This is a genomic window from Frigoribacterium sp. 2355 (genome assembly GCF_054060695.1).
The window spans coordinates 1-26,560 of sequence record NZ_JBSSDL010000019.1 but is presented as its reverse complement, the minus strand read 5'-3'; the positions used below and the strand labels follow the sequence as shown (position 1 = coordinate 26,560).

28 protein-coding genes are annotated in these 26,560 nt (G+C 69.7%); 2 read left to right on the top strand and 26 right to left on the bottom strand.

Translation table 11 applies throughout. The features are described from left to right. Nucleotides 1-546 precede the first annotated feature (546 nt). The 20 genes from tyrS to infC form a co-directional block, all read right to left on the bottom strand. Nucleotides 547-1,785 (bottom strand): tyrosine--tRNA ligase, encoded by a 1,239-nt coding sequence (gene tyrS, locus ACVJ1F_RS15055; RefSeq protein WP_277959590.1) that lies wholly within the window; start codon nucleotides 1,783-1,785, stop codon nucleotides 547-549. Nucleotides 1,786-1,895: 110 nt separating this feature from the next. Continuing rightward, nucleotides 1,896-2,540 carry a DNA-3-methyladenine glycosylase gene (locus ACVJ1F_RS15050; RefSeq protein WP_456887200.1) on the bottom strand — a complete coding sequence of 215 codons (645 nt, stop codon included), beginning with the start codon at nucleotides 2,538-2,540 and terminating at the stop codon, nucleotides 1,896-1,898. Between the two features lie 31 nt (nucleotides 2,541-2,571). Continuing rightward, the gene (locus ACVJ1F_RS15045; RefSeq protein ID WP_173152279.1) at nucleotides 2,572-2,709 is read right to left on the bottom strand and encodes a hypothetical protein; all 138 of its coding nucleotides are present in this window, start codon (nucleotides 2,707-2,709) and stop codon (nucleotides 2,572-2,574) included. Beyond that, entirely contained in the window at nucleotides 2,706-4,172 is a 1,467-nt protein-coding gene (gene argH / locus ACVJ1F_RS15040) for an argininosuccinate lyase (protein WP_456887198.1), read from the bottom strand. The genes ACVJ1F_RS15045 and argH overlap by 4 nt, the downstream gene beginning before the upstream one ends. After that, nucleotides 4,169-5,371 (bottom strand): argininosuccinate synthase, encoded by a 1,203-nt coding sequence (locus ACVJ1F_RS15035; RefSeq protein ID WP_456887196.1) that lies wholly within the window; start codon nucleotides 5,369-5,371, stop codon nucleotides 4,169-4,171. Before ACVJ1F_RS15035 ends, argH begins: the two co-directional genes overlap by 4 nt. Nucleotides 5,372-5,426: 55 nt before the next feature. After that, nucleotides 5,427-6,347, bottom strand: a complete 921-nt coding sequence (argF, locus tag ACVJ1F_RS15030) for an ornithine carbamoyltransferase (protein WP_159826794.1) — start codon at nucleotides 6,345-6,347, stop codon at nucleotides 5,427-5,429. Next, nucleotides 6,344-7,540, bottom strand: a complete 1,197-nt coding sequence (locus ACVJ1F_RS15025) for an acetylornithine transaminase (RefSeq protein ID WP_123571770.1) — start codon at nucleotides 7,538-7,540, stop codon at nucleotides 6,344-6,346. Before ACVJ1F_RS15025 ends, argF begins: the two co-directional genes overlap by 4 nt. A 2-nt stretch (nucleotides 7,541-7,542) precedes the next feature. Then, entirely contained in the window at nucleotides 7,543-8,589 is a 1,047-nt protein-coding gene (gene argB / locus ACVJ1F_RS15020) for an acetylglutamate kinase (protein ID WP_456887193.1), read from the bottom strand. After that, nucleotides 8,589-9,746 (bottom strand): bifunctional glutamate N-acetyltransferase/amino-acid acetyltransferase ArgJ, encoded by a 1,158-nt coding sequence (gene argJ, locus ACVJ1F_RS15015; RefSeq protein ID WP_456887191.1) that lies wholly within the window; start codon nucleotides 9,744-9,746, stop codon nucleotides 8,589-8,591. Before argJ ends, argB begins: the two co-directional genes overlap by 1 nt. Then, nucleotides 9,743-10,792, bottom strand: coding sequence for an N-acetyl-gamma-glutamyl-phosphate reductase (gene argC / locus ACVJ1F_RS15010; RefSeq protein WP_200412505.1), 1,050 nt, complete (start codon nucleotides 10,790-10,792; stop codon nucleotides 9,743-9,745). Before argC ends, argJ begins: the two co-directional genes overlap by 4 nt. Nucleotides 10,793-10,851: 59 nt before the next feature. Continuing rightward, nucleotides 10,852-13,362: a phenylalanine--tRNA ligase subunit beta gene (gene pheT / locus ACVJ1F_RS15005; protein WP_456887189.1), complete on the bottom strand. Its 2,511-nt coding sequence runs from the start codon at nucleotides 13,360-13,362 to the stop codon at nucleotides 10,852-10,854. Beyond that, nucleotides 13,362-14,402: a phenylalanine--tRNA ligase subunit alpha gene (gene pheS / locus ACVJ1F_RS15000; protein ID WP_456887187.1), complete on the bottom strand. Its 1,041-nt coding sequence runs from the start codon at nucleotides 14,400-14,402 to the stop codon at nucleotides 13,362-13,364. Before pheS ends, pheT begins: the two co-directional genes overlap by 1 nt. Before the next feature lie 94 nt (nucleotides 14,403-14,496). Continuing rightward, complete coding sequence (locus ACVJ1F_RS14995) at nucleotides 14,497-15,414, bottom strand: amino acid ABC transporter permease (RefSeq protein WP_082452458.1); 918 nt, start codon at nucleotides 15,412-15,414, stop codon at nucleotides 14,497-14,499. Further along, on the bottom strand, nucleotides 15,411-16,079 hold the full coding sequence (locus ACVJ1F_RS14990) for an amino acid ABC transporter permease (RefSeq protein ID WP_043596711.1): 669 nt from the start codon (nucleotides 16,077-16,079) through the stop codon (nucleotides 15,411-15,413). The genes ACVJ1F_RS14995 and ACVJ1F_RS14990 overlap by 4 nt, the downstream gene beginning before the upstream one ends. 76 nt (nucleotides 16,080-16,155) lie before the next feature. After that, entirely contained in the window at nucleotides 16,156-17,019 is an 864-nt protein-coding gene (locus tag ACVJ1F_RS14985) for a glutamate ABC transporter substrate-binding protein (RefSeq protein WP_056048049.1), read from the bottom strand. Between the two features lie 103 nt (nucleotides 17,020-17,122). Then, on the bottom strand, nucleotides 17,123-17,860 hold the full coding sequence (locus ACVJ1F_RS14980; RefSeq protein WP_043596708.1) for an amino acid ABC transporter ATP-binding protein: 738 nt from the start codon (nucleotides 17,858-17,860) through the stop codon (nucleotides 17,123-17,125). A gap of 129 nt (nucleotides 17,861-17,989) precedes the next feature. Then, entirely contained in the window at nucleotides 17,990-18,790 is an 801-nt protein-coding gene (locus tag ACVJ1F_RS14975) for a TrmH family RNA methyltransferase (protein ID WP_456887202.1), read from the bottom strand. 125 nt (nucleotides 18,791-18,915) lie between these two features. Beyond that, complete coding sequence (gene rplT, locus ACVJ1F_RS14970; RefSeq protein ID WP_043596706.1) at nucleotides 18,916-19,302, bottom strand: 50S ribosomal protein L20; 387 nt, start codon at nucleotides 19,300-19,302, stop codon at nucleotides 18,916-18,918. A 30-nt stretch (nucleotides 19,303-19,332) separates the two neighbouring features. Then, the gene (gene rpmI / locus ACVJ1F_RS14965; protein ID WP_043596704.1) at nucleotides 19,333-19,527 is read right to left on the bottom strand and encodes a 50S ribosomal protein L35; all 195 of its coding nucleotides are present in this window, start codon (nucleotides 19,525-19,527) and stop codon (nucleotides 19,333-19,335) included. Between the two features lie 3 nt (nucleotides 19,528-19,530). Then, nucleotides 19,531-20,181, bottom strand: coding sequence for a translation initiation factor IF-3 (gene infC / locus ACVJ1F_RS14960; RefSeq protein WP_082460525.1), 651 nt, complete (start codon nucleotides 20,179-20,181; stop codon nucleotides 19,531-19,533). A 378-nt stretch (nucleotides 20,182-20,559) separates the two neighbouring features. Between infC and ACVJ1F_RS14955 the strand changes: the two genes are divergently transcribed. Further along, complete coding sequence (locus tag ACVJ1F_RS14955; protein ID WP_043596743.1) at nucleotides 20,560-20,892, top strand: DUF1844 domain-containing protein; 333 nt, start codon at nucleotides 20,560-20,562, stop codon at nucleotides 20,890-20,892. A 131-nt stretch (nucleotides 20,893-21,023) separates the two neighbouring features. Here ACVJ1F_RS14955 and ACVJ1F_RS14950 read toward each other — a convergent pair whose 3' ends face one another. The 6 genes from ACVJ1F_RS14950 to ACVJ1F_RS14925 form a co-directional block, all read right to left on the bottom strand. Next, nucleotides 21,024-21,827, bottom strand: coding sequence for an SseB family protein (locus ACVJ1F_RS14950; protein ID WP_456887183.1), 804 nt, complete (start codon nucleotides 21,825-21,827; stop codon nucleotides 21,024-21,026). Next, nucleotides 21,827-22,573: a bifunctional 1-(5-phosphoribosyl)-5-((5-phosphoribosylamino)methylideneamino)imidazole-4-carboxamide isomerase/phosphoribosylanthranilate isomerase PriA gene (priA, locus tag ACVJ1F_RS14945; protein WP_043596701.1), complete on the bottom strand. Its 747-nt coding sequence runs from the start codon at nucleotides 22,571-22,573 to the stop codon at nucleotides 21,827-21,829. Before priA ends, ACVJ1F_RS14950 begins: the two co-directional genes overlap by 1 nt. A gap of 66 nt (nucleotides 22,574-22,639) precedes the next feature. Further along, entirely contained in the window at nucleotides 22,640-23,278 is a 639-nt protein-coding gene (gene hisH / locus ACVJ1F_RS14940; RefSeq protein ID WP_285063907.1) for an imidazole glycerol phosphate synthase subunit HisH, read from the bottom strand. After that, nucleotides 23,275-23,892, bottom strand: coding sequence for an imidazoleglycerol-phosphate dehydratase HisB (hisB, locus tag ACVJ1F_RS14935; RefSeq protein ID WP_056048065.1), 618 nt, complete (start codon nucleotides 23,890-23,892; stop codon nucleotides 23,275-23,277). The genes hisH and hisB overlap by 4 nt, the downstream gene beginning before the upstream one ends. Next, on the bottom strand, nucleotides 23,889-24,974 hold the full coding sequence (locus tag ACVJ1F_RS14930) for a histidinol-phosphate transaminase (RefSeq protein ID WP_456887180.1): 1,086 nt from the start codon (nucleotides 24,972-24,974) through the stop codon (nucleotides 23,889-23,891). Before ACVJ1F_RS14930 ends, hisB begins: the two co-directional genes overlap by 4 nt. Before the next feature lie 101 nt (nucleotides 24,975-25,075). Continuing rightward, nucleotides 25,076-25,444: a hypothetical protein gene (locus ACVJ1F_RS14925; RefSeq protein ID WP_159826802.1), complete on the bottom strand. Its 369-nt coding sequence runs from the start codon at nucleotides 25,442-25,444 to the stop codon at nucleotides 25,076-25,078. A 272-nt stretch (nucleotides 25,445-25,716) separates the two neighbouring features. Here ACVJ1F_RS14925 and lexA point away from each other — a divergent pair, with 272 nt between their 5' ends. Then, complete coding sequence (lexA, locus tag ACVJ1F_RS14920) at nucleotides 25,717-26,430, top strand: transcriptional repressor LexA (protein ID WP_456887178.1); 714 nt, start codon at nucleotides 25,717-25,719, stop codon at nucleotides 26,428-26,430. The last annotated feature ends 130 nt before the right edge of the window (nucleotides 26,431-26,560 follow it).

Sequence of the window (26,560 nt, the reverse complement as noted above, 5' to 3'; positions counted from 1 at the left end):
ACAACCCCACCAAAGATGAAGCCACAAGCAATGCCAGGGTATAATTTGGCATTTGACAATGTGCACGCTGTTGAGTTCTCAAGGACCAAACGCACTCGAGGCCCGGCCGGAAAGACCCTCGCTCGAAGCTGCTGTGGAACCGTACCATCCTGATGGACCAAGTCGGAACGACTCGATTTCCGGCCCCCAAAGTTGAGGACCGGCACCTGGTGTTGACCAGAGGATGGATTTGAAACCCTACCACACGAATCGCAAGCCGTAAACGACGTGGCTTCGGGTAGGATGTCACCGCTTGAGGCCGGGGAACTCCGGACCAGAACCATTGCTGGTCGCTGTCCTAGCCGTTCCGCCGCACCTTTGGGCTGACTGGGATTACTTTACACAGCTCACCGGTCGTACCTCCAAATGTCTGGGCATCCCGGGCGTGTCGCGTGACTGAAGCCCTGAAGGCATGGCCAGCCGCGTGCATTCACTGTCGTGGGATGACGTCAAACCCGCCCCCTCGACGAGGGAACGGGCTTCCGTCGTCCGGAGGTCGATTCGAGGTCAGACCTTGACGGTGACGCCGGCCAGCGTCTTCTTACCGCGCCGGAGCACGACGACTCCCCCGTCGAGTCTCGAGTCGGCGACCAGAGCATCACCGTTCTCGACCCGGGTGTTGTTCACGTAGACGCCACCCTCCGCCGTGGCCCGGCGGGCGGCACCCAACGACGCGACGAGTCCGGTGTCGACCAACGCCTGAGCGATCGTGGTCGACGCATCGGCCTCGGCCGCCGGCAACTCGGCGATGGCACTGGCGAGAGTCCGCGGGTCGAGGACCGCGAGGTCTCCTTGCCCGAAGAGGGCGGCGGCTGCGTCGATGGCCGACTGCGTGGCCGAGGTGCCGTGGACCAGGGACGTGACGTTCCAGGCCAACGCTCGCTGCGCCTCCCGACGGAACGGTTCGTCGGCGACGGCGCTCTCGAGCCGCTCGATCTCGGAACGCGAGAGGAACGTGAAGACCTTGAGCCGAGGGACGACGTCGGCGTCGTCGGTGTTGAGCCAGAACTGGTACATCGCGTACGGGCTGGTCAACTCGGCGTCGAGCCAGACCGCGTTGCCCTCGCTCTTGCCGAACTTGGTGCCGTCGGTGTTGGTGATCAGCGGCGTGCCGATCGCGTGGACCGAGACGCCTTCGGTGCGGCGGATGAGTTCGGTGCCACTGGTGAGGTTGCCCCACTGGTCGCTGCCGCCGGTCTGCAGGACGCAGTCGTAGCTGCGGTAGAGCTCGCGGAAGTCGAGGCCCTGGAGGATCTGGTAGCTGAACTCGGTGTAGCTGATGCCGGCGTCGGAGTTGAGACGCGCGGCCACGGCGTCTTTCTTGAGCATGGTGTTGACGCGGAAGTTCTTGCCGATGTCGCGCAGGAACTCGATGGCGCTGAGCGGAGACGTCCAGTCGAGGTTGTTCACCACTCGGAGACCGTTGTCACCGTCGGGCGAGAGGAACTTCTCGACGTGGACGCGGATGCGGTCGACCCACTCGGCCGTCTGCTCGGGCGTCTTGAGCACCCGCTCGGCGGTGGGGCGCGGATCGCCGATGAGGCCGGTGGACCCGCCCACGAGTCCCAGGGGCCGGTGACCGGCGAGCTGCAGGCGGCGCATGGTGAGCAACTGCACGAGGTTGCCGAGGTGGAGGCTGGGGGCCGTCGGGTCGAAACCGCAGTAGTACGTGATCGGCGGACCGGCGAGAAGGGTCTTGAGGGCGTCGGCATCGGTCGACACGTGCACCAGGCCGCGCCACTGCATCTCGTCCCACACGTCGTCGAACGAGGGGTCGTTGCTCTGGGCGGCCAGGACGTCTGCAGTCGTTTCACTGGTCACGTCGGAAACGGTACCAGCGGCCTCCGCCACCGTCTTCACGCCCCACCGCGTCGGCGCGAGACGGCGGCGCGGTACGGGGAGACCGAGGGATCACCCTGGAGCGAGAACCGCCACGGGAACGCGTCGCCACCGGCGTGACCCGACACACCGACACGCGGGCCGGCGGCGATCGGGCCGACCGGCGCGGACGGGAGGCGAAGACGGAACCGCGCCTCCTGACCGGGGGTGTCGGCGACGAGGCGTGAGCCGTCGTCGCCGAGCTCCATGCCGAGTGCGGAGCCGAGACGGCCGGGACCTCGGGCGAGATCGGCCGACGTCCGCGACGTCGTCCGACGCGCCCGGACCTCGTCGACGCCGGCCACCACTTCGCCCGAACGCAAGAGGACACCGGATGCGAAGCCCTCGGGCCCGCACACGATGTTGACGCAGCGGTGGATGCCGTAGGACAGGTACACGTAGAGCGTTCCGCCGCGTTCGAACATGCTGTCGTTGCGCGCCGACCGGCCCCGGTGCGCATGCGAGCCGGGGTCCTGCCCCTGACCGTGGTACGCCTCGACCTCGGTCAGGCGGATCCCGACGCCGCCCGACCAGAAGACCGAGCCCAGGAGGCGCGGAGCGACGGCCAGCGCCGGTTCGGCCAGCAGTGCCGCGAGCACGTCGTCGTCGGGTGTCGTCGTCACCACTCCCCCGTGCCCACCGCGATCGTCTCGTTCAGAAGAAGCGCTGACCACTGGCGACCGCGATCACCGCGACGGCGACGAGCACCGCCACGGCGATCGCGACGACGACGGGGACCACCCAGGCACGGGCGGGCCGGTCGTCGCGAGCGCCCGGTCGTGGACGGGTCACGCTGCCGCCGGGGCGAGGGACCGGACCAGGTGGCGCATCTGCTCGGTCAGCTGCGCGAGCTGCTCGGCGACCCGCTCGGGAGCCGTGCCGCCGGCCCCTCGACGGCTGGCGATCGAGCCCTCGACCGTCAGGACGGGGCGGATCTCGGGCGTGAGATGCGCCGAGACGGACCGGTACTGCTCGTCGGTGGGCTCGTGCAGCTCGAGGTCGTGCTGTTCACAGAACCGCACCAGCTCGCCGCTGATCTCGTGTGCGTCGCGGAACGTGACCCCCTGACGGACGAGCCACTCGGCGACGTCGGTCGCGAGTGAGAATCCCTGCGGCGCGAGCTCGGCCATGCGCACCTCGTCGAAATCGAGGGTCGCCACCATGCCCGTGAACGCCGGGAGCAGCACCTCGAGCTGGCTGACCGAGTCGAACACCGGCTCTTTGTCTTCCTGGAGATCTCGGTTGTAGGCCAGCGGCAGCCCTTTGAGGGTCGCGAGCAGACCCGTCAGGTTGCCGATGAGCCGCCCCGACTTGCCGCGCGCGAGCTCGGCGATGTCGGGGTTCTTCTTCTGCGGCATGATGCTCGACCCGGTCGAGAACGCGTCGTGCAGACGGACGAAGCCGAATTCGCGGGTGTTCCAGAGGATGATCTCTTCGGCCAGCCGCGAGAGGTCGATGCCGATGGACGCCGTGACGAACGCGAACTCCGACACGACGTCACGACTGGCCGTCGCGTCGATCGAGTTCTCGGTCGTGCGGTCGAAGCCCAGATCGGTCGCCACGAGGAGCGGGTCGAGCCCCAGCGAGCTACCCGCGAGGGCACCCGCTCCGTACGGCGAGGCACCGGCCCGACGCGACCAGTCGCGCAGGCGCTCGAGGTCGCGGACCAGAGGCCAGGCGTGGGCGAGGAGGTGGTGCGCCAACAGCACCGGCTGCGCGTGCTGGAGGTGCGTCCGGCCGGGCATCACGGCCGACGGGTGGGCCGTCGCCTGACCGGCGATCGCGTCGACCAGGTCGACGACCTGCCGACCGATGACGCGGGCGTGGTCGCGCAGGTACAAGCGCACCAGCGTCGCGATCTGGTCGTTGCGGCTACGCCCCGCCCGGAGCTTGCCGCCGAGCTCGGCGCCGGCGATGCCGATGAGCCCCCGCTCGAGGGCGGAGTGCACGTCCTCGTCGGTCTCGGCCGCGGTGAACGTGCCGTCGAGCACGTCCGACTCGAGCCGGTCGAGCGCCGACAGCATGGCCTCGAGCTCGGACGCGTCGAGGTATCCCGCCGCCGCCAGAGCCCTGGCGTGTGCGCGCGACCCGGCGATGTCGTACGAGGCCAGCTGCCAGTCGAACTGCGTGGACTTGCTGAGCGCGGCGAGCTCGGCGGACGGCCCGGAGGCGAAGCGGCCGCCCCAGAGGGCGCCCGCCTCGCCTGCTCGCTCGTTCTTGCCCGACCCTTCGCCGAGCCCGCTCGCGTCGGTCACGCCCCGTGGGCCAGGTCGCGACGAGCCGAGATCTTGCTGGGCAGCGACCAGATCTCGATGAAGCCCTTCGACAGGGACTGGTCGAAGGTGTCGCCCGTGTCGTAGGTCGCGAGGTCGAAGTCGTAGAGGCTCGCGTCGCTCTTCTGACCGGTGACGACCGCGCGCCCGCCCTGCAGCTTGAGACGGATCTCGCCCGACACGTACTTCTGCGTGTCGTCGATGAAGACGTCGAGCGACCGCTTGAGACCCGAGAACCACAGGCCGTCGTAGACGAGGTTGGACCACTCGGCCTCGACGCCACGCTTGTACCGGCCGAGGTCGCGCTCGATGGTCAGGGCCTCCAACGCCTCGTGCGCGGCGATCAGCGCCATCGCGCCAGGGGCCTCGTAGACCTCGCGGCTCTTGATGCCGACGAGCCGGTCCTCGACGACGTCGATGCGGCCGACGCCGTGCTTGCCGGCGAGCTCGTTCATGCGCTCGACGATGCCCAGCGGGGTGAACGCCACGCCGTCGATCGCCGTCGGGACTCCGGCCTCGAAGGTGATGACGACCTCGTCGGCGACCTTGACGACGGCCGGGTCTTGCGTGTACTCGTACAGGTCCTCGATGGGAGCGTTCCAGGGGTCCTCGAGGAACCCGGTCTCGACCGCACGACCCCAGACGTTCTTGTCGATCGAGTAGGGGTTCTTGGCGCTCTGGCGGATGGGAAGGGCGTGCTCTTCCGCGTAGACGATCGCCTTGTCGCGGGTGAGTGCCAGGTCACGGACCGGGGCGATGCTCGTCAGGTCGGGAGCGAGGGCCGCGACGGCCGCCTCGAAGCGGACCTGGTCGTTGCCCTTGCCGGTGCACCCGTGGGCCACGCTGTTCGCACCCAGTTCCTTCGCGACCGACGCCAGGTGGCGGGCGATCAGCGGACGGCTGAGGGCGGACACCAGCGGGTAGGTCTTCTGGTACAGCGCGTTGGCCTTGAGGGCCGGCATCAGGTAGTCGGTGCCGAACTCTTCTTTGGCGTCGACGACGACCGATTCGACCGCACCGCAGTCGAGGGCACGCTGTCGGATGTCTTCCATGTCCTCTCCGCCCTGTCCGACGTCGACGGCGAGGGCGACCACCTCTTTTCCGGTGGCATCGGCCAACCAGCCGATGCCGACCGAGGTGTCGAGGCCTCCTGAGTATGCGAGGACGACGCGTTCCGCCATGGTTCTCCTTGAGTGGTGTGGGTGTGGCTACGTGTGTGTGAGGTGGTGGGGGTGCTCAGCGGGCCAGCAGCCAGGTGAGCAGCGCCTTCTGGGCGTGCAGCCGGTTCTCGGCCTCGTCCCAGATGACGCTGGTCGGGCCGTCGATGACGTCGGCCGTGACCTCGTACCCGCGGTCGGCGGGGAGACAGTGCAGGAAGATCGCGTCGGCGTCGGCCTGGGCCATCAACGCCTGGTCGACCTTGAACGATCCGAAGACGGCGACCCGCTCGTCCTTCTCGTCCTCCTTGCCCATCGAGACCCAGGTGTCGGTCACGACGACGTCGACCCCGGCGACGGCCTCGACCGCGTCGGTCGTGACGAGCACGGAGCCACCCGTCCGCGCGGCGATCGCCTCGGCGTCGGCCACGACGGTCGGGTCGGGCAGGAACCCCTCGGGGGCACCGATGCGGACGTGCATGCCCGCGGTCGCGCAGGCCAGCAGGTACGACTGGCCCATGTTGCAGCGCCCGTCACCGACGAAGGCCACCGAGAGGCCGGCGAGCGTGCCCTTCTTCTCGCGGATGGTCTGCAGGTCGGCGAGCAGCTGACACGGGTGGAAGTCGTCGCTCAAGGCGTTGACGACGGGCACGGTCGTCCCCGCCGCCATCTCTTCGAGGCCGGACTGCGCGTAGGTGCGCCAGACGATGGCGGACACCATGCGCTCGAGCACGCGCGCCGTGTCGGACGGGGTCTCCTTGCCGCCGAGCTGGCTGTTCGCGGTGGCGATGATCAGCGGGCTGCCGCCGAGGTCGGCGATGCCGACCGCGAAGGAGACCCGGGTACGGGTAGACGACTTGTCGAAGATCACGGCGACGGTCTGCGGACCGGCCAGCGGGCGCTGGGACCAACGGTCGCGCTTGAGTTCGTCAGCGAGATCGAGCACCTCGAGCTGCTCGGCGGTGGTCAGGTCGTCGTCCCGGAGGAAGTGGCGGGTCATTCGAGGCCTTTCAGGACGGTGGTCATGATCTGGGTGAACTCGGCGATCTCGTCGTCACCGACGATCAGGGGAGGCGCGAGACGGATGCTCGAGTCGTTGGGGGCGTTGACGATGAGGCCGGCCTCGAGGGCGTCGGCGGCGACCTGGGCCGCGACGGGCTGCGCCAGCCCCAGGCCGATCAGGAGGCCGTTGCCGCGGATCTCGCGGACGAGTGGCGAACCGATCGACTCGACGGCCGCGCGGAGCTGGTCGCCCCGGACGATCGCGTTGAGCACGAGCTGGCTCGACTCGATCTCGCCGAGCACGGCGTTGGCCGCGGCGGTCGCGAGCGGGTTGCCGCCGAAGGTGCTGCCGTGCTGACCGGCCTCGAACAGGTCGGACGTGTCGCCGAAGGTGATGAGCGCGCCGATGGGGACTCCCCCGGCGATGCCCTTGGCGACGGTGATGGCGTCAGGGACGATGTCGTGCTGCTGGAAGGCGAACCACGAGCCGGTCCGGCCGATGCCGGTCTGGATCTCGTCGAGGATCAGCAGGGCCCCGTGCTTCGTCGTGAGTTCGCGGGCACGCTCGAGGTAGCCCTCGGGCAGGTCGACGACGCCGGCCTCGCCCTTGATCGGCTCGACGAACAGGGCGGCCACCGTACCGTCGAGGGCCGCCTCGAGTGCCTCGACGGTCGTGTCGATGTGCTCGACCCCGGGCATCATCGGCTCGAACGGTTCGCGCAGCGCCGGCTTGCCGGTCAGCGCGAGCGAGCCCATGGTGCGCCCGTGGAACGAGTTCTGCAGGGCGAGGATGCGGGTGCGCGAGCCGTCACCGCGGTTGAGGCGGGCCAGTTTTACCGCGGCCTCGTTGGCCTCGGCTCCGCTGTTGCCGAAGTAGACGCGGCCACGCTCGCCGGCGCCGCTGATGCGGGTCAGCCGTTCGGCGAGCTCGACCTGCGGGGCCGTCGCGAAGTAGTTGGAGACGTGGATCAGCTTGCTCGCCTGCTCGGTGAGCGCCTCGACGAGCACCGGGTGGGCGTGTCCGAGGGCGTTCACGGCGATGCCCGCCAGGAAGTCGAGGTAACGCTTGCCGTCGACGTCCCAGACCTGGCAGCCCTCGCCGCGGTCGAGCATCACCTTCGGAGTGGACAGCGAACGCATCATCGAGTCGCCGAATCGGCGCTGCCAGGTACCGCCTTGGGTCTGGATCATGGTCACGACTCTCCTTTCGTGTCGGTGCCGCTCGCGGCAGGGCCACCCGGGGCGGTGCCCCCGGTGGTGACGATCTCGCCGGCGGGGGTGCCGAACGAGGTGACGACGGGGGCGCCGGTCGACGCCGCCCGGTCGTCGGGGACCACCTCGGTGCCCGACCCGCGTTGGGTGAACACCTCGAGGAGGATCGAGTGCGGGATGCGACCGTCGATGATGGTCGCTCCTCCGACGCCACCGACGACCGAGTCGAGGCAGGCGCGCATCTTGGGGATCATGCCCGACTCGAGGGTCGGGAGCATGTCGGTGAGGGCCGACACCGTGATGGCCTCGACGAGCGAGTCGCGGTTCGGCCAGTCGGCGTAGAGCCCTGCGACGTCGGTCAGGACGACGAGCTTGGCCGCACCGAGGGCGATGGCCAGGGCCCCCGCCGCCGCGTCGGCGTTGACGTTGAGGGCGTGTTCCGGGTCGATCGTGTTCGTCGCGATCGACGACACCACGGGGATGCGCCCCGCCTCGATCTCGGCCAGCACCGACGACGGGTCGACGTGTGTCACGTCGCCCACGTGTCCCAGGTCGAAGGTCTCGCCGTCGACCACGACACCGCGCTTGCGACCCTCGAACAAGGTCGAGCCCTCGCCGGAGACACCGCGGGCCAGGTCGCCGTGCTCGTTGATCAGGTCGACGATCTCGCGGTTGACCTCGCCGGCCAGGACGTCGCGCACGACCGAGATCGCTTCGGTCGACGTGTAGCGGTAACCGCCCCGGAACTCGCTCTCGATGCCGGCGGCGTCGAGGGCGGCCGAGATCTGTGGCCCTCCGCCGTGGACGACCACCGGGTGCAACCCGGCGAAGCGCAGGTAGACCATGTCCTCGGCGAACGCCTGCTTGAGGGCGTCGTCGACCATGGCGTTGCCGCCGAATTTGACGACGACGACCTTGCCCGAGAAGCGTTTTAGCCAGGGCAGGGACTCGATCAGGGTCGAGGCCTTGACCGCCGCGAGCTCCTGCTCGTCGGCCGCCGTCGCACCGGTGCTCGTGTGGACGCCCATCAGCTGGAGTAGGCGCTGTTCTCGTGCACGTAGTCGTGCGTGAGATCGTTCGTCAGGATGGTCGCCTCGACCGGCCCCGTCTTCAGGTCGACGAGCACGTGGACCGCTCGCGGCGTCAGGTCGACGTCGTCGCTCGGCCGATCGGGTGCCCCGGCGTGGCAGACGCGGACGCCGTTGATGGTCACGTCGACGTCGTACGGGTCGAACTCGGCCGATGTGGTGCCGATGGCGGCGAGCACGCGGCCCCAGTTGGGGTCGTTGCCGAAGACGGCTGCCTTGAAGAGGTTGTTGCGAGCGATCGAACGGCCCACCTCGACGGCGTCGTCGTCGGATGCCGCCCCCACGATCTCGATGCGGATGTCGTGCGAGGCACCCTCGGCGTCGGCCTGCAACTGCTCGGCGAGGTCGGCACAGAGCGCCGTGACCGCCGCCGCGAAGTCGCCGGCAGGAGGCGCGACGCCGGACTCGGCGCTGGCCAACAACACGACGGTGTCGTTCGTCGACATGCAGCCGTCCGAGTCGAGACGGTCGAAGGTGACCCGGGTCGCCTCGCGGAGTGCGGAATCGAGACCGGACGCGTCGACGTCGGCGTCCGTGGTGAGCACGACGAGCATCGTGGCGAGTCCGGGGGCGAGCATGCCCGCACCCTTGGCCATTCCGCCGACGACCCAGCCGTCACCCGAGACGACTGCCTGCTTGGGCTTGGTGTCGGTCGTCATGATGGCCGTGGCGGCATCGAGGCCGCCGTCGACCGACAGGGCGTCGGCCGCGGCCGTGGAGCCGCTCAGCACCTTGTCGCGGAAGGTCTGGTCGCCGACGCCGATGAGGCCCGTCGAGCAGACGAGGACGTCCGTCGCCGACAGGCCGAGGGCGGCGGCCACGGTCTCGGCCGTGGAGTGCGTCGTCTGGAAGCCGAAGGCTCCCGTGAAGCAGTTCGCGCCTCCGGAATTGAGGACGACTGCGTCGACGCGACCGTCGGCTACGACCTGCTGGGACCACAGGACGGGGTTCGCCTTGGCCCTGTTGCTGGTGAAGACGGCCGCTGCGGCCGTGCTGCGACCTCGGTTGACGACCAGGGCGACGTCCGGCGCGCCCGAACTCTTGAGGCCGGCGACGACGCCGGAGGCCTCGAAACCGGCTGCTGCGGTGACGCTCACGGGGCGACTCCGTTCTGGCCGAGGCCGGTGGTCTCGGCCAGGCCGAGCGCGATGTTGGCGGACTGGACGGCGGCACCGGCCGTGCCCTTCACGAGGTTGTCGAGGGCGGTGACCACGACCACGCGGTCGGCGGCCTCGTCGACGGCGAGTCCGATCAGGGCGGTGTTGGCACCGATCGTGTCGGCCGTCCGCGGGAACTCGCCGTCCGGCAGCAGGTGCACGAAGGGCTCGTTCGCGTAGGCCTGCTGCCAGGCGGATCGCACGTCGTGGGCGGTGACGCCCGGGGCGAGACGCGCCGTCGTCGTGGCGAGGATGCCCCGCGCCATCGGCACGAGCACCGGGGTGAAGGAGACGTTCACCTCCGTCGCGCCGGCCACCCGGAGGTTCTGCTGGATCTCGGGGATGTGCCGGTGGCTGCCGCCCACCCCGTAGGCCGACGCCGACCCCATCAACTCGCTGGCCAACAGGTGGGTCTTGAGCGCCTTGCCCGCCCCGGACGGACCGACGGCCAGCACGGTCACGATGTCGGCGGTCTCGACGACGCCCGCCTGGACGCCGGGGGCCAGCCCCAGGGTCACCGCGGTGACGTTGCAGCCGGGCACCGCGATGCGCTTGGCCCCGACCAGGACGTCGCGCTGGCGACCCGGGGCGTCACCGAGGACGAGTTCGGGTAGACCGTACGACCAGGCTCCGTAGAACTCGCCACCGTAGAACGCCTGCCAGGCGGATTCGTCGGTCAGCCGGTGGTCGGCACCACAGTCGACGACGAGCGTGTCGTCGGGCAACTGGGCGGTGATCGCCCCCGACTTGCCGTGGGGCAGGGCGAGGAACACGACGTCGTGCCCCGAGAGGGCTTCGGGCGTCGTGTCGACCAGGGTCAGGTGCGCCAGCGAGCGCAGGTGCGGCTGGACCGCGAGGAGTGGCTGACCGGCGTTCTGGAACGCGGTGACGGTCTGCACCTCGAAGTCGGGATGCTCGGCCAGCAAGCGCAGGAGCTCACCACCGGCGTAACCACTCGCGCCGGCCACGGCAACGGAGAAAGGCATGCGTCCACCCTAATGTTCGAATTCGGCCTGGGATCAGGGGCGGCGGCGCCGGGCGAGTGTCAGTCGCGGAGCGCCGCCCCGAATCGCTCGCCGGCCAGGCGGACGGAGCCGGACTTGGCCTCGGAGGCCTCGGCCGCGGTGAGGGTGCGGTCTCCGGCCCGGAAGCGCAGGGCGAAGGTGAGCGACTTCGACGCGTCGGGCAACCCGGCACCTCGGTAGTCGTCGACCAGCCGGACCGTCTCGAGCAGGGGGCCCGCACCCTCGCGCACGGTCGCGAGCACGTCGCCCGCGGGGACGTCGACGCCCACCACGAGGGAGAGGTCTTGGGTCGCCGCGGGGTAGGACGAGAGGGCCGAGGTGGCCGGCTCGGCGACGGCGAGGGCGATGAGGCGGTCGAGGTCGAGCTCGGCCACGGCGACCACCCGGGGCAGGTCGAGCTCGGCTGCCACGCTGGGCAGCAGCTCGCCCGCGATGCCCACGACCTCGTCGCCGACGAGCACCTCGGCCGTGCGGCCCGGGTGCAGCGAGACGTGCCGGGCCTGTCGGAAGGTGACCTCGGCGGCCACGGCCGACGCCGCGACGCGCACGGCGTCGAGCACGTCGGCGAGGGACGCCGGGACGGCGGATTGCCCGGGGGCGCGATCGACGACCGTGCCGACCGTCAGGAGGCCGAGGTGTCGCGGCTGGAGCGGCAGGGCGTCGGCGAGCGCGCCCAGCGTGGCGTCGTCGGGGCGGGCGGCCCCGAAGGGGACCTCGTCGCTGCCGTAGACGACGCCCTCGTCAGGCAGGAAGACCGTGCCCACCTCGAACACCGAGAGGTCGACGAGACCGCGACCGAGGTTGCGACGGGCGACCTCGAGCAGCCCCGGCACCAGTGACCGACGGAGTTCGGGCGCCGCCGAGTCGAGGGGGTTGGCGAGTCGGACGGCGGGCAGCCCGGTGCCGTCGGCCGAGCCGAAGGCGAGGTTCTGGGCCGAGGAGACGAACGGGTACGCGGCGACCTCGGTCGAGCCGGCCGCGGCGAGCCCGTTCGACACCTGCCGACGCAGCTGCTGCTCGCGCGACAACCCACGACCGGCCGGGGCGACGGGCAGGACGGAGGGAATGCGGTCGTAACCCGTGATGCGAGCGACTTCTTCGACGAGCGACGCGGAGTCGACCAGGTCGCTGCGCCAGGTCGGCGGGGTCACGAGCCAGTCGTCACCAGCTCGCTCGACGCTCGCACCGATGGCCGTGAGGGCACCGGAGACCTCGTCGTCGGTGTAGTCGACGCCCATGAGGCGGGCGGCTCGATCGACCGGCAGGGTGATCGTGTCGGGAGGGGTGGAGGCGTCCCACCGTGACCCGAGCGCGTCGGACGTGCCGCCGGCGAGCTCGACGAGGAGGTCGACCACGCGCTGGGCGGCTGCCTCGGCCACCTGCGGGTCGACACCGCGCTCGAAGCGCTTGGACGCCTCGCTCGGCAGCTTGTGGCGGCGGGCGGTGCGGGCGATCGACGTGGGGTCGAAGGTCGCGGCCTCGACGAGGACGTCGGTCGTGCTGGCGCCGATCTCGGTCGAGGCGCCGCCCATGATGCCGGCCAGGCCGACGGCACCGGACTCGTCGGCGATCACGAGGTCCTCGGCGTGCAGGTCGCGCACCTGGCCGTCGAGGGTCTCGAGGCGCTCGCCCGGTGCGGCCCGGCGGACCGACAGGCCACCGCTGACCTTGTCGAGGTCGTAGCCGTGGATCGGCTGGCCGAGCTCGAACATGACGTAGTTCGTGACGTCGACCGGCAGCGAGATGCTGCGGACCCCCGCCAGTCGCAAGCGCGACGCGAGCCACGGAGGGGTCGGACGGGTCGCGTCGATGCCGCGGACCACCTTGGTGGTGAAGGTCTGCACGCCGACCCGGCCGCGCACGGGGGCCTGGTCGTCCACGACGACCGGGAAGCCGGACGACGGGGTCGGAGAGACGAGCGACGCGGGGTCGCGGAAGGTCGCCCCGGTGGCGTGCGAGTACTCGCGGGCCACCCCCCGGATGCTGAAGGCGTAGCCCCGGTCGGGCGTCACGTTGATCTCGACCGCGGCCTCGTCGAGGCCGAGCAGCGCGATCGCGTCCGTGCCGATCTCGGGATCGAGACCGAGCGACGAGAGGACGAGGATGCCGTCGTGCTCGTCGCCGAGGCCGAGCTCGCGGGACGAGGCGATCATGCCGTCGGAGACGTGCCCGTAGGTCTTGCGGGCGGCGATCGGGAACGGCCCGGGCAGCACCGCACCGGGCAACGACACGACGACCTTGTCGCCGACGACGAAGTTGTGGGCACCGCAGACGATGCCGCGGACGTCATCGGGCTCGGTCGAGGCGTTCGGGCCCACGGCGACCTGGCACCAGTTGATCGTCTTGCCGTTCTTCTGCGGCTCGGGCGTGAACTCGAGCACCTGACCGACCACGAGGGGCCCGGTCACGTCGCCGACGTGGACGTCCTCTTCTTCGAACCCGACCGACACGAGGGCGGCGTGTACGCTCTCGAGCGACACGTCGCCCGGCAACTCGACGAACTCACCGAGCCAACTCAGCGGAACCCGCATCAGACCACCATCCCGAACTGCTCGCTGAACCTGACGTCACCCTCGACCATGTCGCGCATGTCGTTGAGGTCGTTGCGGAACTGGAGGGTGCGCTCGATGCCCATGCCGAAGGCGAAACCCTGGTAGCGCTCGGGGTCGATGCCGGCCGCCCGCAGCACGTTCGGGTTGACCATCCCGCAACCGCCCCACTCGACCCACCGTGCGCCGCCCTTGGCGTTCGGCTGCCAGACGTCCATCTCGGCGCTGGGCTCGGTGAAGGGGAAGTAGTTGGGGCGCAGCCGGATCTGCGCCTCGGCGCCGAACATCGAGCGGGCGAGGTGCTCGAGGGTTCCGCGCAGGTGCGCCATGGTGAGGCCCTCGTCGACGGCGATGCCCTCGAGCTGGGTGAAGACGGGCGTGTGCGTCGCGTCGAGCTCGTCGGTGCGGAACACCCGGCCCAGCGCGACGTTGTAGACCGGCAGCTCTTTCGAGAGGAGCGTGCGGATCTGCACCGGCGACGTGTGCGTGCGCAACACCAGGTGACGGTCGACGGGGTCGACGAAGAACGTGTCCTGCATGGCCCGGGCCGGGTGGTCGGCGTCGAAGTTCAGGGCGTCGAAGTTGAACCACTCGTGCTCGAGTTCGGGGCCCTCGTTGACCTCCCACCCCATGCCGACGAACAGGTCGGCCATGCGCTCTTGCAGCAAGGTCAGGGGGTGGCGGGCCCCGGCGCGACGGCGCGACGGCAGAGCCGTGACGTCGACGGCCTCGGCCTCGAGCCGCGCGGACTCCTCGATCACGGCCAGCTCGGCCTCGCGCGTGGCGACGGCCTGACCGACCCGGCCCCGGGCCTGACCGACGAGCTTGCCCGCCGCGGCCTTCTGGTCGTTCGGCAGGTCGCGCAGACCGGCGTTCAGGCGGGCCAGCACCGAGGCCTCGCCGACGTGCTGGGCACGGGCGGTCTTGAGCTCGGCGACGGTGGCCGCCGTGGCGATCGCCGTGAGGGCGGCGTCGACCGCCGACGCGACGGCGTCTTCGGAGAGGGGGACGGAGTCTGACACGAGAACCAAGCTTAGTGATCGTTGGGAGGCGACCCGCGCCTCCTGGTCGTGACGGACGAGGAGGCGCGGGCTGGGATCGGGTGGACGGACCGGGTCAGGTCGCGCGGCCCGACACGTGGTCGGACTCGTAGCGGCCACCGCGTCCGAACATGCCCGGGTCCTTCGGCGTGCCCGGGCGCTTGGCGACGACCGCACGCCGCCCCGTCCGTCGGTCGACGACGCGGACGACCCACGAGAGCAGGAGGTTCGTGGCGAGGTAGACGACGAGGACGACCGCGAAGAGGGTGAACGTGTACGTGCTGCCGTAGTAGGTGCCCAGACGCGTGAGACCGCTCCGGGTCAGTTCGACGTAGCCGACGATGTAGCCGAGCGAGGTGTCCTTCAACAGGACGACGAGCTGGGCCAGGATGATCGGCAGCATCTGACGGAAGGCCTGCGGGAACTCGATGGCGAAGCGCGTGCGGATCGGGGTGAGCCCGATCGCGAGGCCGGCCTCGCGTTGCCCCCGCGGCAGCGAGGCGATGCCCGCGCGCAGCGCCTCGCCGATGAGCGCCCCGTTGTAGACCGCCAGCGCCGCGACCACGGCCCAGAAGGCCCCGGTCGAGAAGACCAACAGGATGAACAGCATCATCAGCAGGACGGGCATGCCGCGGAAGAACTCGAGCAGCACCGTCGTGGGGACGCGCACCCAGGCGGACCGCGCCGTCCGGAGGAACGAGAAGAGGACGCCGATGACCACCGCGAGGACCGACGCGACGGCCGCGGCCTGGATGGTCGCCAACCAGCCCCGACCGATCGCCCGCCAGAGCGCGAGGTCACCGAGGATGTCCCACCGCGACGCGTCGAGCACGCCGGGACTCTCGGCACCGTTCGCGCTGATGCGGGGGCGGCCGAGGAGGTAGACGAGGTAGGCGACCAGGGCCAGGACGAGCACGACGCCGACCACCGAGATGATCCGCGAGGTGCGGCGGGCCCTCGGCCCCGGGGCGTCGTAGAGGACGGAGGTGCTCATCGGAGGACTGCGACCTTCTTCTCGACCACGGCGGCGAGACGGCCGAGCGTGATGGTGACGAGCAGGTAGAAGAACGCCACGGCGAGCAGCGTCGTGATGACGGCGTCACCACGATCGTTCGCGATGTAGCGCCCCGCGGCGAAGAGTTCGGCCACGAAGAAACCACCGGCCACCGAGGTGTTCTTGGTGAGGGCGATGAAGACGTTGATCAGCGGGGGCACGACCATGCGCATGGCCTGCGGGAGGATCACGTGGCCGAGCGTCTGGCCGAAGCCGAGGCCGATGCTGCGGGCCGCCTCGGCCTGCCCGACGGGGACGCCGTTGATGCCCGACCGGATGGCCTCCGCGACGAACGGCGAGGTGTACGCCGTCAAGCCGATGACGGCCAACGGGAAGTACGTGCCGAAGTCGACTCCGAGGTACGGCAGGACGAAGGCGCAGAAGAAGAGCACGAGCGTGAGCGGGATGTTGCGCAGCGCCTCGGTGTAGACCGTCGCGAACGTGCGGAAGGACGCCACGGGCGAGATGCGCAGAGCCGCGACGAAGAAACCGATCACGAGGGCCCCGAGGCCCGACAGAACGAGCAGCTGGAGCGTCGTGACGAAGCCGTCCCAGAAGCGGGGCCAGTTGTCGGTCACGGCGTCGAAGCCGGGGATGACGTCCAAGGGGTTCAACAGGGTCCTTCGGTCGGGGCAGGACGCGGGCACCCGGGGGCTGGTCGCCCCGGGTGCCCGCGCGGTGTCAGTAGCGGTCGATCGTGGGGGGCGTCGGGGTGTCGAGCACCTTGCCCGCGGTCTTCTCCCACAGCTCGTCCCAGGTGCCGTCGTCCTCGGCGTCCTGGAGCGTGTCGTTGACGAACATGCGGAAGTCGGTGTCGTCGAGGGCCAGGCCGATGCCGTAGGGCTCCTCGGTGAAGGTCTCCCCCACGACCTCGAACTCGCCCTCGTTCTGGTCGGCGAGGCCGGCCAGGATGACGTTGTCGGTCGTCACGGCCGACACCGCACCGGTGCGGAGGGGCTCGAGGCAGTTCGAGTACGTGTCGGTGGCGAGGATGTCGGTGGTGTACTCGGCCACGTTCTTCTCGCTGGTCGAGCCGCTGACGGTGCAGACCTTCTTGCCGGCCAGGTCGTCGGCGGACTCGATGCCCTCGGGGTTGCCGTCGAGCACGAGCAGGTCTTGACCGGCCGTGTAGTACGGGCCGGCGAACGAGACGACCTTCTTGCGATCGTCGTTGATCGTGTAGGTCGCGATGACGAGGTCGACCTGGCCGTTCTGGATGAACGGCTCGCGGTTGGCCGAGACGGTCTCGACCCACGTGATCTTGTCGGCTTCGATGCCGAGCTTCGCGGCGACGAGCTTGCCGATCTCGGCGTCGAAGCCCTCGGGCACGCCGTCGGGGTTGGCCAGGCCGAACAGCGGCTGGTCGAACTTGGTGCCGATGGTGATCTCACCGGCGTCGGCGAGGCGGGCCATGGTGCTGCCTTCGGCGAAGTCGGCCGGCGTCTCGACGTCGACGGCCGGGGCCGACGAGTCGGTGCAGGCCGAGAGGCCGAGGACCACGGCGGCTGCTGCGGCTACGGCGACGAATCCCTTGCTGAGTCGCATTCTGATCTCCTTGCTGGGTGACCCGGACGCCGGGCGGCGATCGGGTGTCGTGGGCCGGCTGTTCGGGTGCCGGGGAACGGGTCGCGGACTCGGCCGCGCCCGCTCAGTGCGTGAGGATCTTCGCGAGGAAGTCCTGGGCGCGGGTCGACTGGGGGTCGGTGAAGAACTTCTCGGGCGTCGCCTCTTCGACGATCTGACCGTCGGCCATGAAGACGACGCGATCGGCGGCCTTGCGCGCGAACCCCATCTCGTGGGTGACGACGATCATCGTCATGCCGTCCTTCGCGAGCTGCACCATCACGTCGAGCACCTCGGTGATCATCTCGGGGTCGAGTGCGCTGGTGGGCTCGTCCAGGAGCATCACCTTGGGGTCCATCGCCAGTGCCCGGGCGATCGCGACACGCTGCTGCTGCCCGCCCGAGAGCTGGGACGGCATCTTGTCGGCCTGGTTCGCGACGCCGACCCGCTCGAGCAACTGCATCGCCCGCTCGCGTGCCTCGGCCTTGGTGCGCTTCCGCACCTTGAGCTGGCCCAGCATGACGTTCTCGAGGATGGTCTTGTGCGAGAAGAGGTTGAAGCTCTGGAACACCATCCCGACGTCGGCGCGCAGGCGGGCGAGAGCCGCGCCTTCTTCGGGCAGACGCGTGCCGTCGATCGTGATGACGCCGTCGTCGATGGTCTCGAGGCGGTTGATCGCCCGGCAGAGGGTCGACTTGCCCGAACCGCTCGGGCCGATCACGACGACCACCTCACCCTTGCCCACCGTCGTGGTGATGTCCTTCAGGACGTGGAGGTCACCGAAGTGCTTGTTGACGTGGTCGACCACGACGAGGGGTTCCATGCGCCCACACAAACAGACCCCCAGGTCGGGGTCAAATTCACAGTGGATTCTTAATGAAAACGAAACGACGCGTCCCACCGCGACGAGAGCGCACGGCCCGACCCGCGCCTCCTGCGGGACGAGGAGGCGCTAGCTGCGGTGGGCGAAGGCGCTCTCGTAGAGGCACACCGAGGCCGCCGTCGCGAGGTTCATCGATTCGGCGTGACCGTAGATGGGCACGACCAGGGCGCGGTCGGCACGCGCGAGGTCCGCGTCGGTGAGACCTCGGGCCTCGTTGCCGAAGAGCCAGGCGGTCGGCTCGGCGAGCACGCCCTCGGTGCGGGCGGCGAGCAGGTCGTCTCCCTTGACGTCGGCGGCGAGCACCTGGAGGCCGGCCTCACGACACCGGTCGACGATCGCGGGCAACTCGACGCCCACGGCGACCGGCACGTGGAACAGCGAACCCGTCGTGGACCGGACGACCTTGGGGTTGTAGAGGTCGACGCTGCGACCGGTCATGATGACGGCGTCGGCACCCGCGGCGTCCGCGGCCCGGATGATGGTGCCCGCGTTGCCGGGGTCGCGGACTTCTTCGAGGATCACGACGAGCTTCGGCTCGGCGGCGAAGACGTCCTTCACCGACGTGGGGAACTGCCGACAGACGGCGACGATGCCCTGTGGCGTGACCGTGTCGGCCATGGCCTCGAGCACCGGCTCGGTGACGAACTGGACGTCGATGCCCTCCGCCCCGGCGGCGACCGCCACCTCGGGGTAACGCTCGAGAGCCGTCGGGGTGCCGAAGAGTTCGACGATCAGCTCGGGGCGGAAGGCCAGGGCCTCACCGACCGACTGCGGCCCTTCGAGCAGGAACGTGCGGGTCTCGGTGCGAGCGTCGCGCTTCGAGAGCTTGGCCACCGCCCGGACTCGGGGTGAACGGGGATTGTCGAGCAGGGAGTCGTGGGGCACCCGTCCATGATGCCGCACGAGGACCACCGCCTGCCGCGGACGCACGAGACCCGACGGCGACACCGGGATGGGTGTCGGGCCGTCGGGCCTCGAGGGTGGTGCGGGTGCGACTACGCGGCGACCTTGGGGGCCGAGGTGTCGGCGGGCAGCGCTGCCTTCGCGGTGGCGACGAGCGACGCGAACGTGGCGGGCTCGTTGACGGCCAGCTCGGCCAGGATGCGACGGTCGACCTCGACGCCGGCCAGGGACAGACCCTGGATGAGGCGGTTGTAGGTCAGGCCGTTCGCACGCGACGCGGCGTTGATGCGCTGGATCCACAGACGACGGAACTCGCCCTTGCGCGCACGACGGTCACGGTACGAGTAGACGAGCGAGTGCGTGACCTGCTCTTTGGCCTTGCGGTACAGGCGCGAACGCTGACCGCGGTAACCCTCGGCACGCTCGAGGATGACGCGACGCTTCTTGGCGGCGTTGACCGCTCTCTTGACTCTTGCCATTTTCTTGTTCCTCTACGTTCGTGTCAGCGGTCAGTGACCGAGAAGCTTCTTGGCGACCTTGGCGTCGGCGGGAGCGAGCACCTGGTCCTGGTTCAGGCGAGCCTTGCGCTTGGCGCTCTTCACCTCGAGGTTGTGGCGCATGCCAGCCTGCTGCTTCATGATCTTGCCGGAACCGGTGACCTTGAAGCGCTTCTTGGCGCCGGAGTGGGTCTTCTGCTTGGGCATGTCTTACTTACTTTCTTCTGTCGGTCGCTCGGCCGGTGCATCGGCCGGGACCTCGTCGGACGTCGGGTGCTTCGGCGGCTTGTTGGCCGCCTTGCGAGCTTCTGCCTCGGCCTTGGCCTCGGACTTGTTCTTGTGCGGGCCGATGACCATCACCATGTTGCGGCCGTCGATGGTGGGCGTCGACTCGACGCTGCCCCACTCGGCGACGTCTTCGGCGAAGCGCTGGAGCAGGCGGACACCCTGGTCGGGACGCGACTGCTCGCGACCACGGAACAGGATCATGGCCTTGACCTTGTCGCCGCCCTGGAGGAAGCCCTCGGCGCGCTTGCGCTTCGTCTCGTAGTCGTGCTTGTCGATCTTCAGGCGGAAACGGACCTCTTTGAGGATCGTGTTCGCCTGGTTGCGACGGGCTTCTTTCGCCTTCTGCGCAGCCTCGTACTTGAACTTTCCGTGATCCATGATCTTGGCCACGGGAGGCTTCGAGTTGGGGGCCACCTCGACCAGGTCGAGCTCGGCCTCTGCGGCGAGACGCAGGGCCATGGCGATGGGAACGACGCCGATCTGCTCACCTGCGGGCCCGACGAGGCGGACCTCGGGGACGCGGATACGGTCGTTCGTACGGGGATCGCTGATGCGGAACTCCTCTGTCGTCATTTCTGCATCTGACGGGGCCGGACGGCCCCGCCAGAGAAAGAGGAGTTTCGTGCGGGCACCGTCTGACGACGCATCACACCGCACCCTGGCTGCTCGATCACCGTCTGCCCGATGCCTCTGACGAGGAACGAGGTGGAACGGTGGTGCTGATCGAACGGGGTGCCAACAACCCGGTAACCTTGTCTAACGGTCAAGCGCGGGTGGGAGAATCTCCACTTTCGCACGGAGCAGACGCTCCGAGCCTGGACGAGTTTAGCAGAGGATCAGTTCGTGAGCCACTCCCCCGACGACGCACCCATTCCCGACGCCCGCTTCGGCGATCCGGCACCGGCCACGTCGCCCGACACCTCCCCCGCGACGGCGCGGTTCGAGGACGATCTGCACTTCGGTGACGACGCCGCCCGTGACATCGCCGACGTCAACGCGGTCGAGGTCATCAACACCGTCTGCGTCCACCTGATGAGCGCCGCCGCGGTGAAGGTCGGCCTGGCCGACGACCCGCAGCGACAGACCGACCTCGACGAGGCCCGCAAGCTCATCACCTCCCTCGCCGGACTCGTGACAGCCAGCGCACCCGAGATCGGCGACCAGCACGCCCGGGCGCTCCGCGACGGCCTGCGGTCCCTGCAACTCGCCTTCCGTGAAGCGTCGGCCATCCCCGACGCGATCGGCCAGGGCCCCGGCGAGAAGTACACCGGCCCCGTCAACTGAACGGCGCGTCCCCGATCCGCGCGTCCCCAGGCCCGCGCGTCCCCTGATCGGTGCGCCCCCAGGTCCACGCATCCCGTGACCCGCGCGCCCAGGGGCCATCCGGCTCCAGCACCCTGACGGACGGCTCGTCCTCAGCCCGGGACGACCTTCACCGACATGCTGTCGACCCGGTCGGCGATCACCGGATCGGCGGCCCAGGCCGCCTGCAGTCGCTGCAGCAACGCGTGCAGGGCGTCGCGGTCCAGACCCGGCGCCACGCCCAGCTGGACGACGACCTCGGGGGCACCGAGCCGGGCGTCTCGATAGCCGGGCGCGACGACCAGGCTGACCAGCGCCTCCTCGTCACGTGACGCGTCGAGGAACGCGCGCAGGACGTCTTCGTCGTGGTGGCTCGGCACCCACGGGAGGTCTTGCGCGACGGCCCAGACGGCCGGACGACGCAGACCGAACTCGGTGATCGATCCGGGGTCGACCACGATGCGGTCGGTCGACTCCGAGGCGGCCGCGAGGGCCACGCGCCGAGCCTCCACCGGTACCGGTCGGGCAGCGGGACGCCACCGCGTCAAGGTCTCGACCGAGGTGAAGGCCGGCAACACGTCCCGGCCGTCCGGACCCGAGACCGTGACGATGGAGAGCTCCTGCGTCTTGTCGACGCGGCGACCGTGGTCGTCGAGACCTTCGTCCCCCGCCACGGCGACCAGAGGCACGAGCAGGCGCGCCGGACGGAGGGCGTCGACGACGTCGCTCTCTCCGAGCCGCCCCTCGCGGAACCCGAGGAGGGCGTCGAGCAGGTCCGGGTCGGCGGACCCGTCGTCTCCGGCGTGCGCCGTGTCGTGATGGTCGAAGGTTCGCCCGGCCCACGGACGCCCGGCGCTGTCTCCGCCGGGACCGGGATCGTCGCGTGCGTGCCCCGGTCCGCCCGGCGCGGTCGTCATCAGTTCGACGCGACGTCGAGGGCTGCGCCGAGGGTGAAGGCTCCCGAGTAGAGCGCCTTGCCGACGATGGCGCCCTCGAGCCCCTGTGGCACGAGCTCACGCAGAGCCACGAGGTCGTCGAGGCTCGAGATGCCCCCCGAGGCGATCACCGGACGATCGGTGTGCTCCATCACCTGACGCAACAGGTCGACGTTGGGACCCTGGAGCGTGCCGTCCTTCGTCACGTCGGTCACGACGTAGCGCGCACAGCCGGCCTCTTCGAGCCGCGCGAGGACGGTCCAGAGATCGCCGCCCTCTTCGGTCCAACCCCGCGCCGCCAGCGTGGTGCCCCGGACGTCGAGCCCGACGGCCACCGCCTCGCCGTACTCGGCGATGACGTGGGCGGCCCATTCGGGGTTCTCGAGGGCCGCGGTACCGAGGTTGATGCGCTTCACGCCGGTGCTCAACGCGTCCTCGAGGGACTTGTCGTCGCGGATGCCACCGCTGAGCTCGACGTTGACGCCCTTGACCTGCTTGATGACCCTCTTGATGACGGCGCGGTTGTCTCCGCGCCCGAAGGCGGCGTCGAGGTCGACCAGGTGCAGCCATTCGGCGCCCTGGCTCGCCCAGTCGTCGGCTGCCGAGACCGGGTCGCCGTAGTTCGTCTCGCTGCCGGCCTCACCCTGGGTCAGGCGCACGGCCTGACCGCCCGCCACGTCGACGGCGGGGAACAGGGTCAGGGCGGGGGTGGTGCAGAACTCGCTCATGTCGTCTCTCTCACGGCGCCGGGCACCGCAGGGTCAGGAGGCGCGATCGGGTCGGTCGCGCCGGGGTCAGAGGGTGCCGAGCCAGTTCGAGAGCAGCCGGATGCCCGGCCGGCCCGACTTCTCGGGGTGGAACTGCGTCGCCCAGAGCGGGCCGTTCTCGACGGCGGCGACGAAGCGGCCGCCGTGGTCGGCCCACGTGACGTGCGGTTCGGTGAAGGGTCGGATCACGTCGAGGGACCACTCTTGTGCGGCGAACGAGTGGACGAAGTAGAACCGCTCGTCGGCCACCCCGTCGAAGAGCACGCTGCCCTCGGGAACGTCGACGGTGTTCCAGCCCATGTGCGGCAGGACGTCGGCCTTCAATTCGTCGACCACCCCGGGCCACGCCCCGAGGCCACCGGTGCTGTTGCCGCGTTCGACGCCGCCCTCGAAGAAGACCTGCATGCCGACGCAGATGCCCATGACCGGACGCCCGCCGGCCAACCGTCGGTCGATCAGCTCGCCACCGCGGACGGACTCGAGCTGGCTCATGACGGCTGCGAACGCACCGACGCCGGGGACGAAGAGGCCGTCGGCCGCCTGCACCCGGGCGCGATCGGACGTCAGCTCGACGTCGGCACCCGCCAACTCGAGGGCCTTGACGGCCGAGTGGACGTTGCCGCTGCCGTAGTCGAGGACGACGACGGAGGGACGCGCGCCGGTCACAGGGCGCCCTTCGTCGACGGGATGCCACTGACGCGCGGGTCGGGCTGGACCGCCTGGCGGAGCGCCCGGGCGAACGCCTTGAACTCGGCCTCGGCGATGTGGTGCGGATCACGCCCGCCCAGCACGCGGACGTGCACGGTGATGCCGGCGTGGAAGGTGATCGCCTCGAAGACGTGGCGGACCATCGAGCCGGTGAAGTGCCCGCCGATGAGGTGGTACTCGAACCCCTCCGGCTCGCCCGTGTGCACGAGGTACGGGCGCCCCGACACGTCGACGACCGCCTGCACGAGGGCCTCGTCGAGCGGGACCAGCGCGTCACCGTAGCGAGAGATGCCCGACTTGTCGCCGAGCGCCTGCTTCAGCGCGGTGCCGAACGTGATGCCGATGTCTTCGACGGTGTGGTGGACGTCGATGTGCGTGTCGCCCTTCGCGGTGACCTCGAGGTCGATCAGGGAGTGCTTCGACAACGCCGTCAGGAGGTGGTCGAAGAACGGCACCGACGAGTCGATCGTCGATCGGCCCGAACCGTCGAGGTCGAGGGCGAGGGCGATGCTGGACTCGCTCGTCTCGCGCGAGAGGGAAGCGGTACGGGCGGCGCGGGTCGTCTCGGTCACGAAGAGAGCCTAATGTCGCGGAGCGCCTCGAGGAACGCGGTGGTCTCGGCCTCGGTGCCCGCGCTGACCCTCAGGTGGTTCGGGATGCCCAGGTTGCGGACGATGACGCCCCGCTCGAGCAGGCGCTTGAAGACGTCGGTCGGGTCGTCGACCCCGCCGAAGAGGACGAAGTTCGACCAGGTGGGCCATGGCTCGTACCCGAGCTCGGTCAGCTCGTGCACGATGCGATCACGCTGGGCCTTGATGTCGTCGACCATGGCGAGCATCTCGCTCGCGTGCGAGAGCGCTGCGACGGCCGCCGCCTGCGTCAGGGACGAGAGGTGGTACGGGAGGCGCACGAGACGCAGTGCGTCGGCCACGGCCGGGTGCGCGGCCAGGTAGCCGACCCGGGCACCGGCGAACGCGAACGCCTTGCTCATCGTGCGGGACACGACCAGTCGTTCGCGGCCGGCCAGGAGGGTCAGTGCCGTCGGCTGGTCGGCCGGCATGAACTCGGCATAGGCCTCGTCGACGAAGACGATGCCGTCCGTCGCGTCGTAGGCAGCCTCGATCGTGGCGAGATCGAGAGGGGTGCCCGTGGGGTTGTTCGGTCCGCAGAAGAAGACGATGTCGGGACGGGTGCGCTCGATCTCGGAGACCGCGGTCTCGGGCGAGATGCGGAACCCCTCGTCACGACGACCCTCGATCCACCGGCTGCCGGTGCCCGTGGCGATGATCGAGTGCATCGAATACGTGGGGGGGAACCCCAGGACGGATCGGCCCGGGCCTCCGAAGGCCTGGAGGAGCTGCTGGATGACCTCGTTGGAGCCGTTCGCCGCCCAGATGTTATCGCGGGTCAGGTCGTGACCGAGGTAAGCCGCCAGCGAGTCGCGCAGCGTCGTGAACTCACGATCGGGGTACCTGTTGACGTCGAGGACCGCCCGGGCCACCGACTCGACGATGTCGCGAGCGACGTCCTCGGGGATGGGATGCGTGTTCTCGTTGACGTTGAGAGCGACCGGGACCTTCTTCTGGGGAGCGCCGTAGGGCGTCAGCCCCCGGAGGTCGTCACGGATGGGCAGGTCGTCGAGACTGAAGGACACCCCACCATCGTACGGGCGGGCCGACGGTGTGTCGGGTCGGTCGCCACCGAACGAACACGATGTCAGTGGGCCGGACCACCCACCTCGTCGGCGGCGGCAGTTCAGCGAGTGTACTGAGCGGGGACGGCGAGGCTCTGCCCGGCGGAGACCTCGGCGCTCGGCAGGTTGTTGAGCGAGACGAGGTCGGCGATGACGTCGCGAGGATCGGCGTCGGGGTCGATCTCCGAGGCGACCTGCCAGAGCGTCTCGCCACCGTCGACGGTCACGTGCTGGAAGTCCGCGCGACCCGTCGTGTCGGACGCGACGGCGCCGCCACCGTTGAGGACGAGCGCACCCGCCACGACGACGAGCGGGACCGCGACGAGCGCGGCGACGACCGCGCGGCCCCGCCGGGTGATGCGCAGACGCGTGCGCACGACTCGGGTCGAGTCGACGGGGGACACAACTGCTGATGCTGAGGTGACGCTCATGAGGTGGTCCTTTCACCGTGGAAGACAGGGGACGAGTTCGTGCCCGGCACTCGGCCGGGAATGCCGGGCACGAAGACGTGTTCCGAACATACATTCGATTGCCGAGGCTTTCAACCCCCGCGACAGGTATCGCCGGACGGAATCGCTGTGGATCGGGAGGCGATAACGCGACACACTCGAACATGTGTTTTGTCGACACCGCCCGATCGGATACGGTTTCGATCGGTGGTAAGAGTCAAACAGGGACCACCGACATCGACGGCAGGAGACCCATGAGCGACCCGAAGCGCACCCCGCAGGCGGCCACCGACGCCCCCCGTCAGCTCGATCCGGGCGTCCTCCCCCGCAAGGAGTTGACGGCGAAGCAGGAGTCGATCCTCGCCGCGATCACCGAGAGCATCGGACACCGCGGGTATCCCCCGAGCATGCGCGAGATCGGCGACGCCGTCGGCCTCAAGTCCTTGTCGAGCGTCACGCACCAGCTGAACCAGCTCGAACTCGCCGGCAAGATCCGCCGTGACCCGAACCGACCCCGAGCCCTCGAGGTCCTCGTGGACGCGACGGCGCTGGCGGTCGCCCCGGCCACCGTCTTCACGACGAGTGACGACGGCGACACTGCTCACGTCCCCATGGTCGGACGGATCGCCGCCGGCATCCCCATCACGGCCGAGCAGCAGATCGAGGACGTGATGCCCCTGCCGCGTCAACTCGTCGGCAAGGGCGAACTGTTCATGTTGCGGGTGGTCGGCGACTCGATGATCGACGCGGCCATCTGCGACGGGGACTGGGTCGTCGTGCGGCAGCAGCAGGACGCCGAGAACGGCGACATCGTCGCGGCCATGCTCGACGACGAAGCGACCGTCAAGGTGTTCCGCCAGCGAGACGGCCACACCTGGCTGCTTCCCCGGAACAGCGCGTTCGAACCCATCGTCGGCGACCATGCGCAGATCGTCGGCAAGGTCGTCGCCGTGTTGCGCTCCGTCTGATCTCTTCTCGACGGTGGCGACCCGCCCCGCGAACGACGAAGCGGCGCCCCCCCCCCGGGGGGGGGGCGGGGGGGGTGGGGGGGGGGGGGCGGGGCGGCCGCCCCCCCCCCCCCCCGGCCCCCCCGAGGGG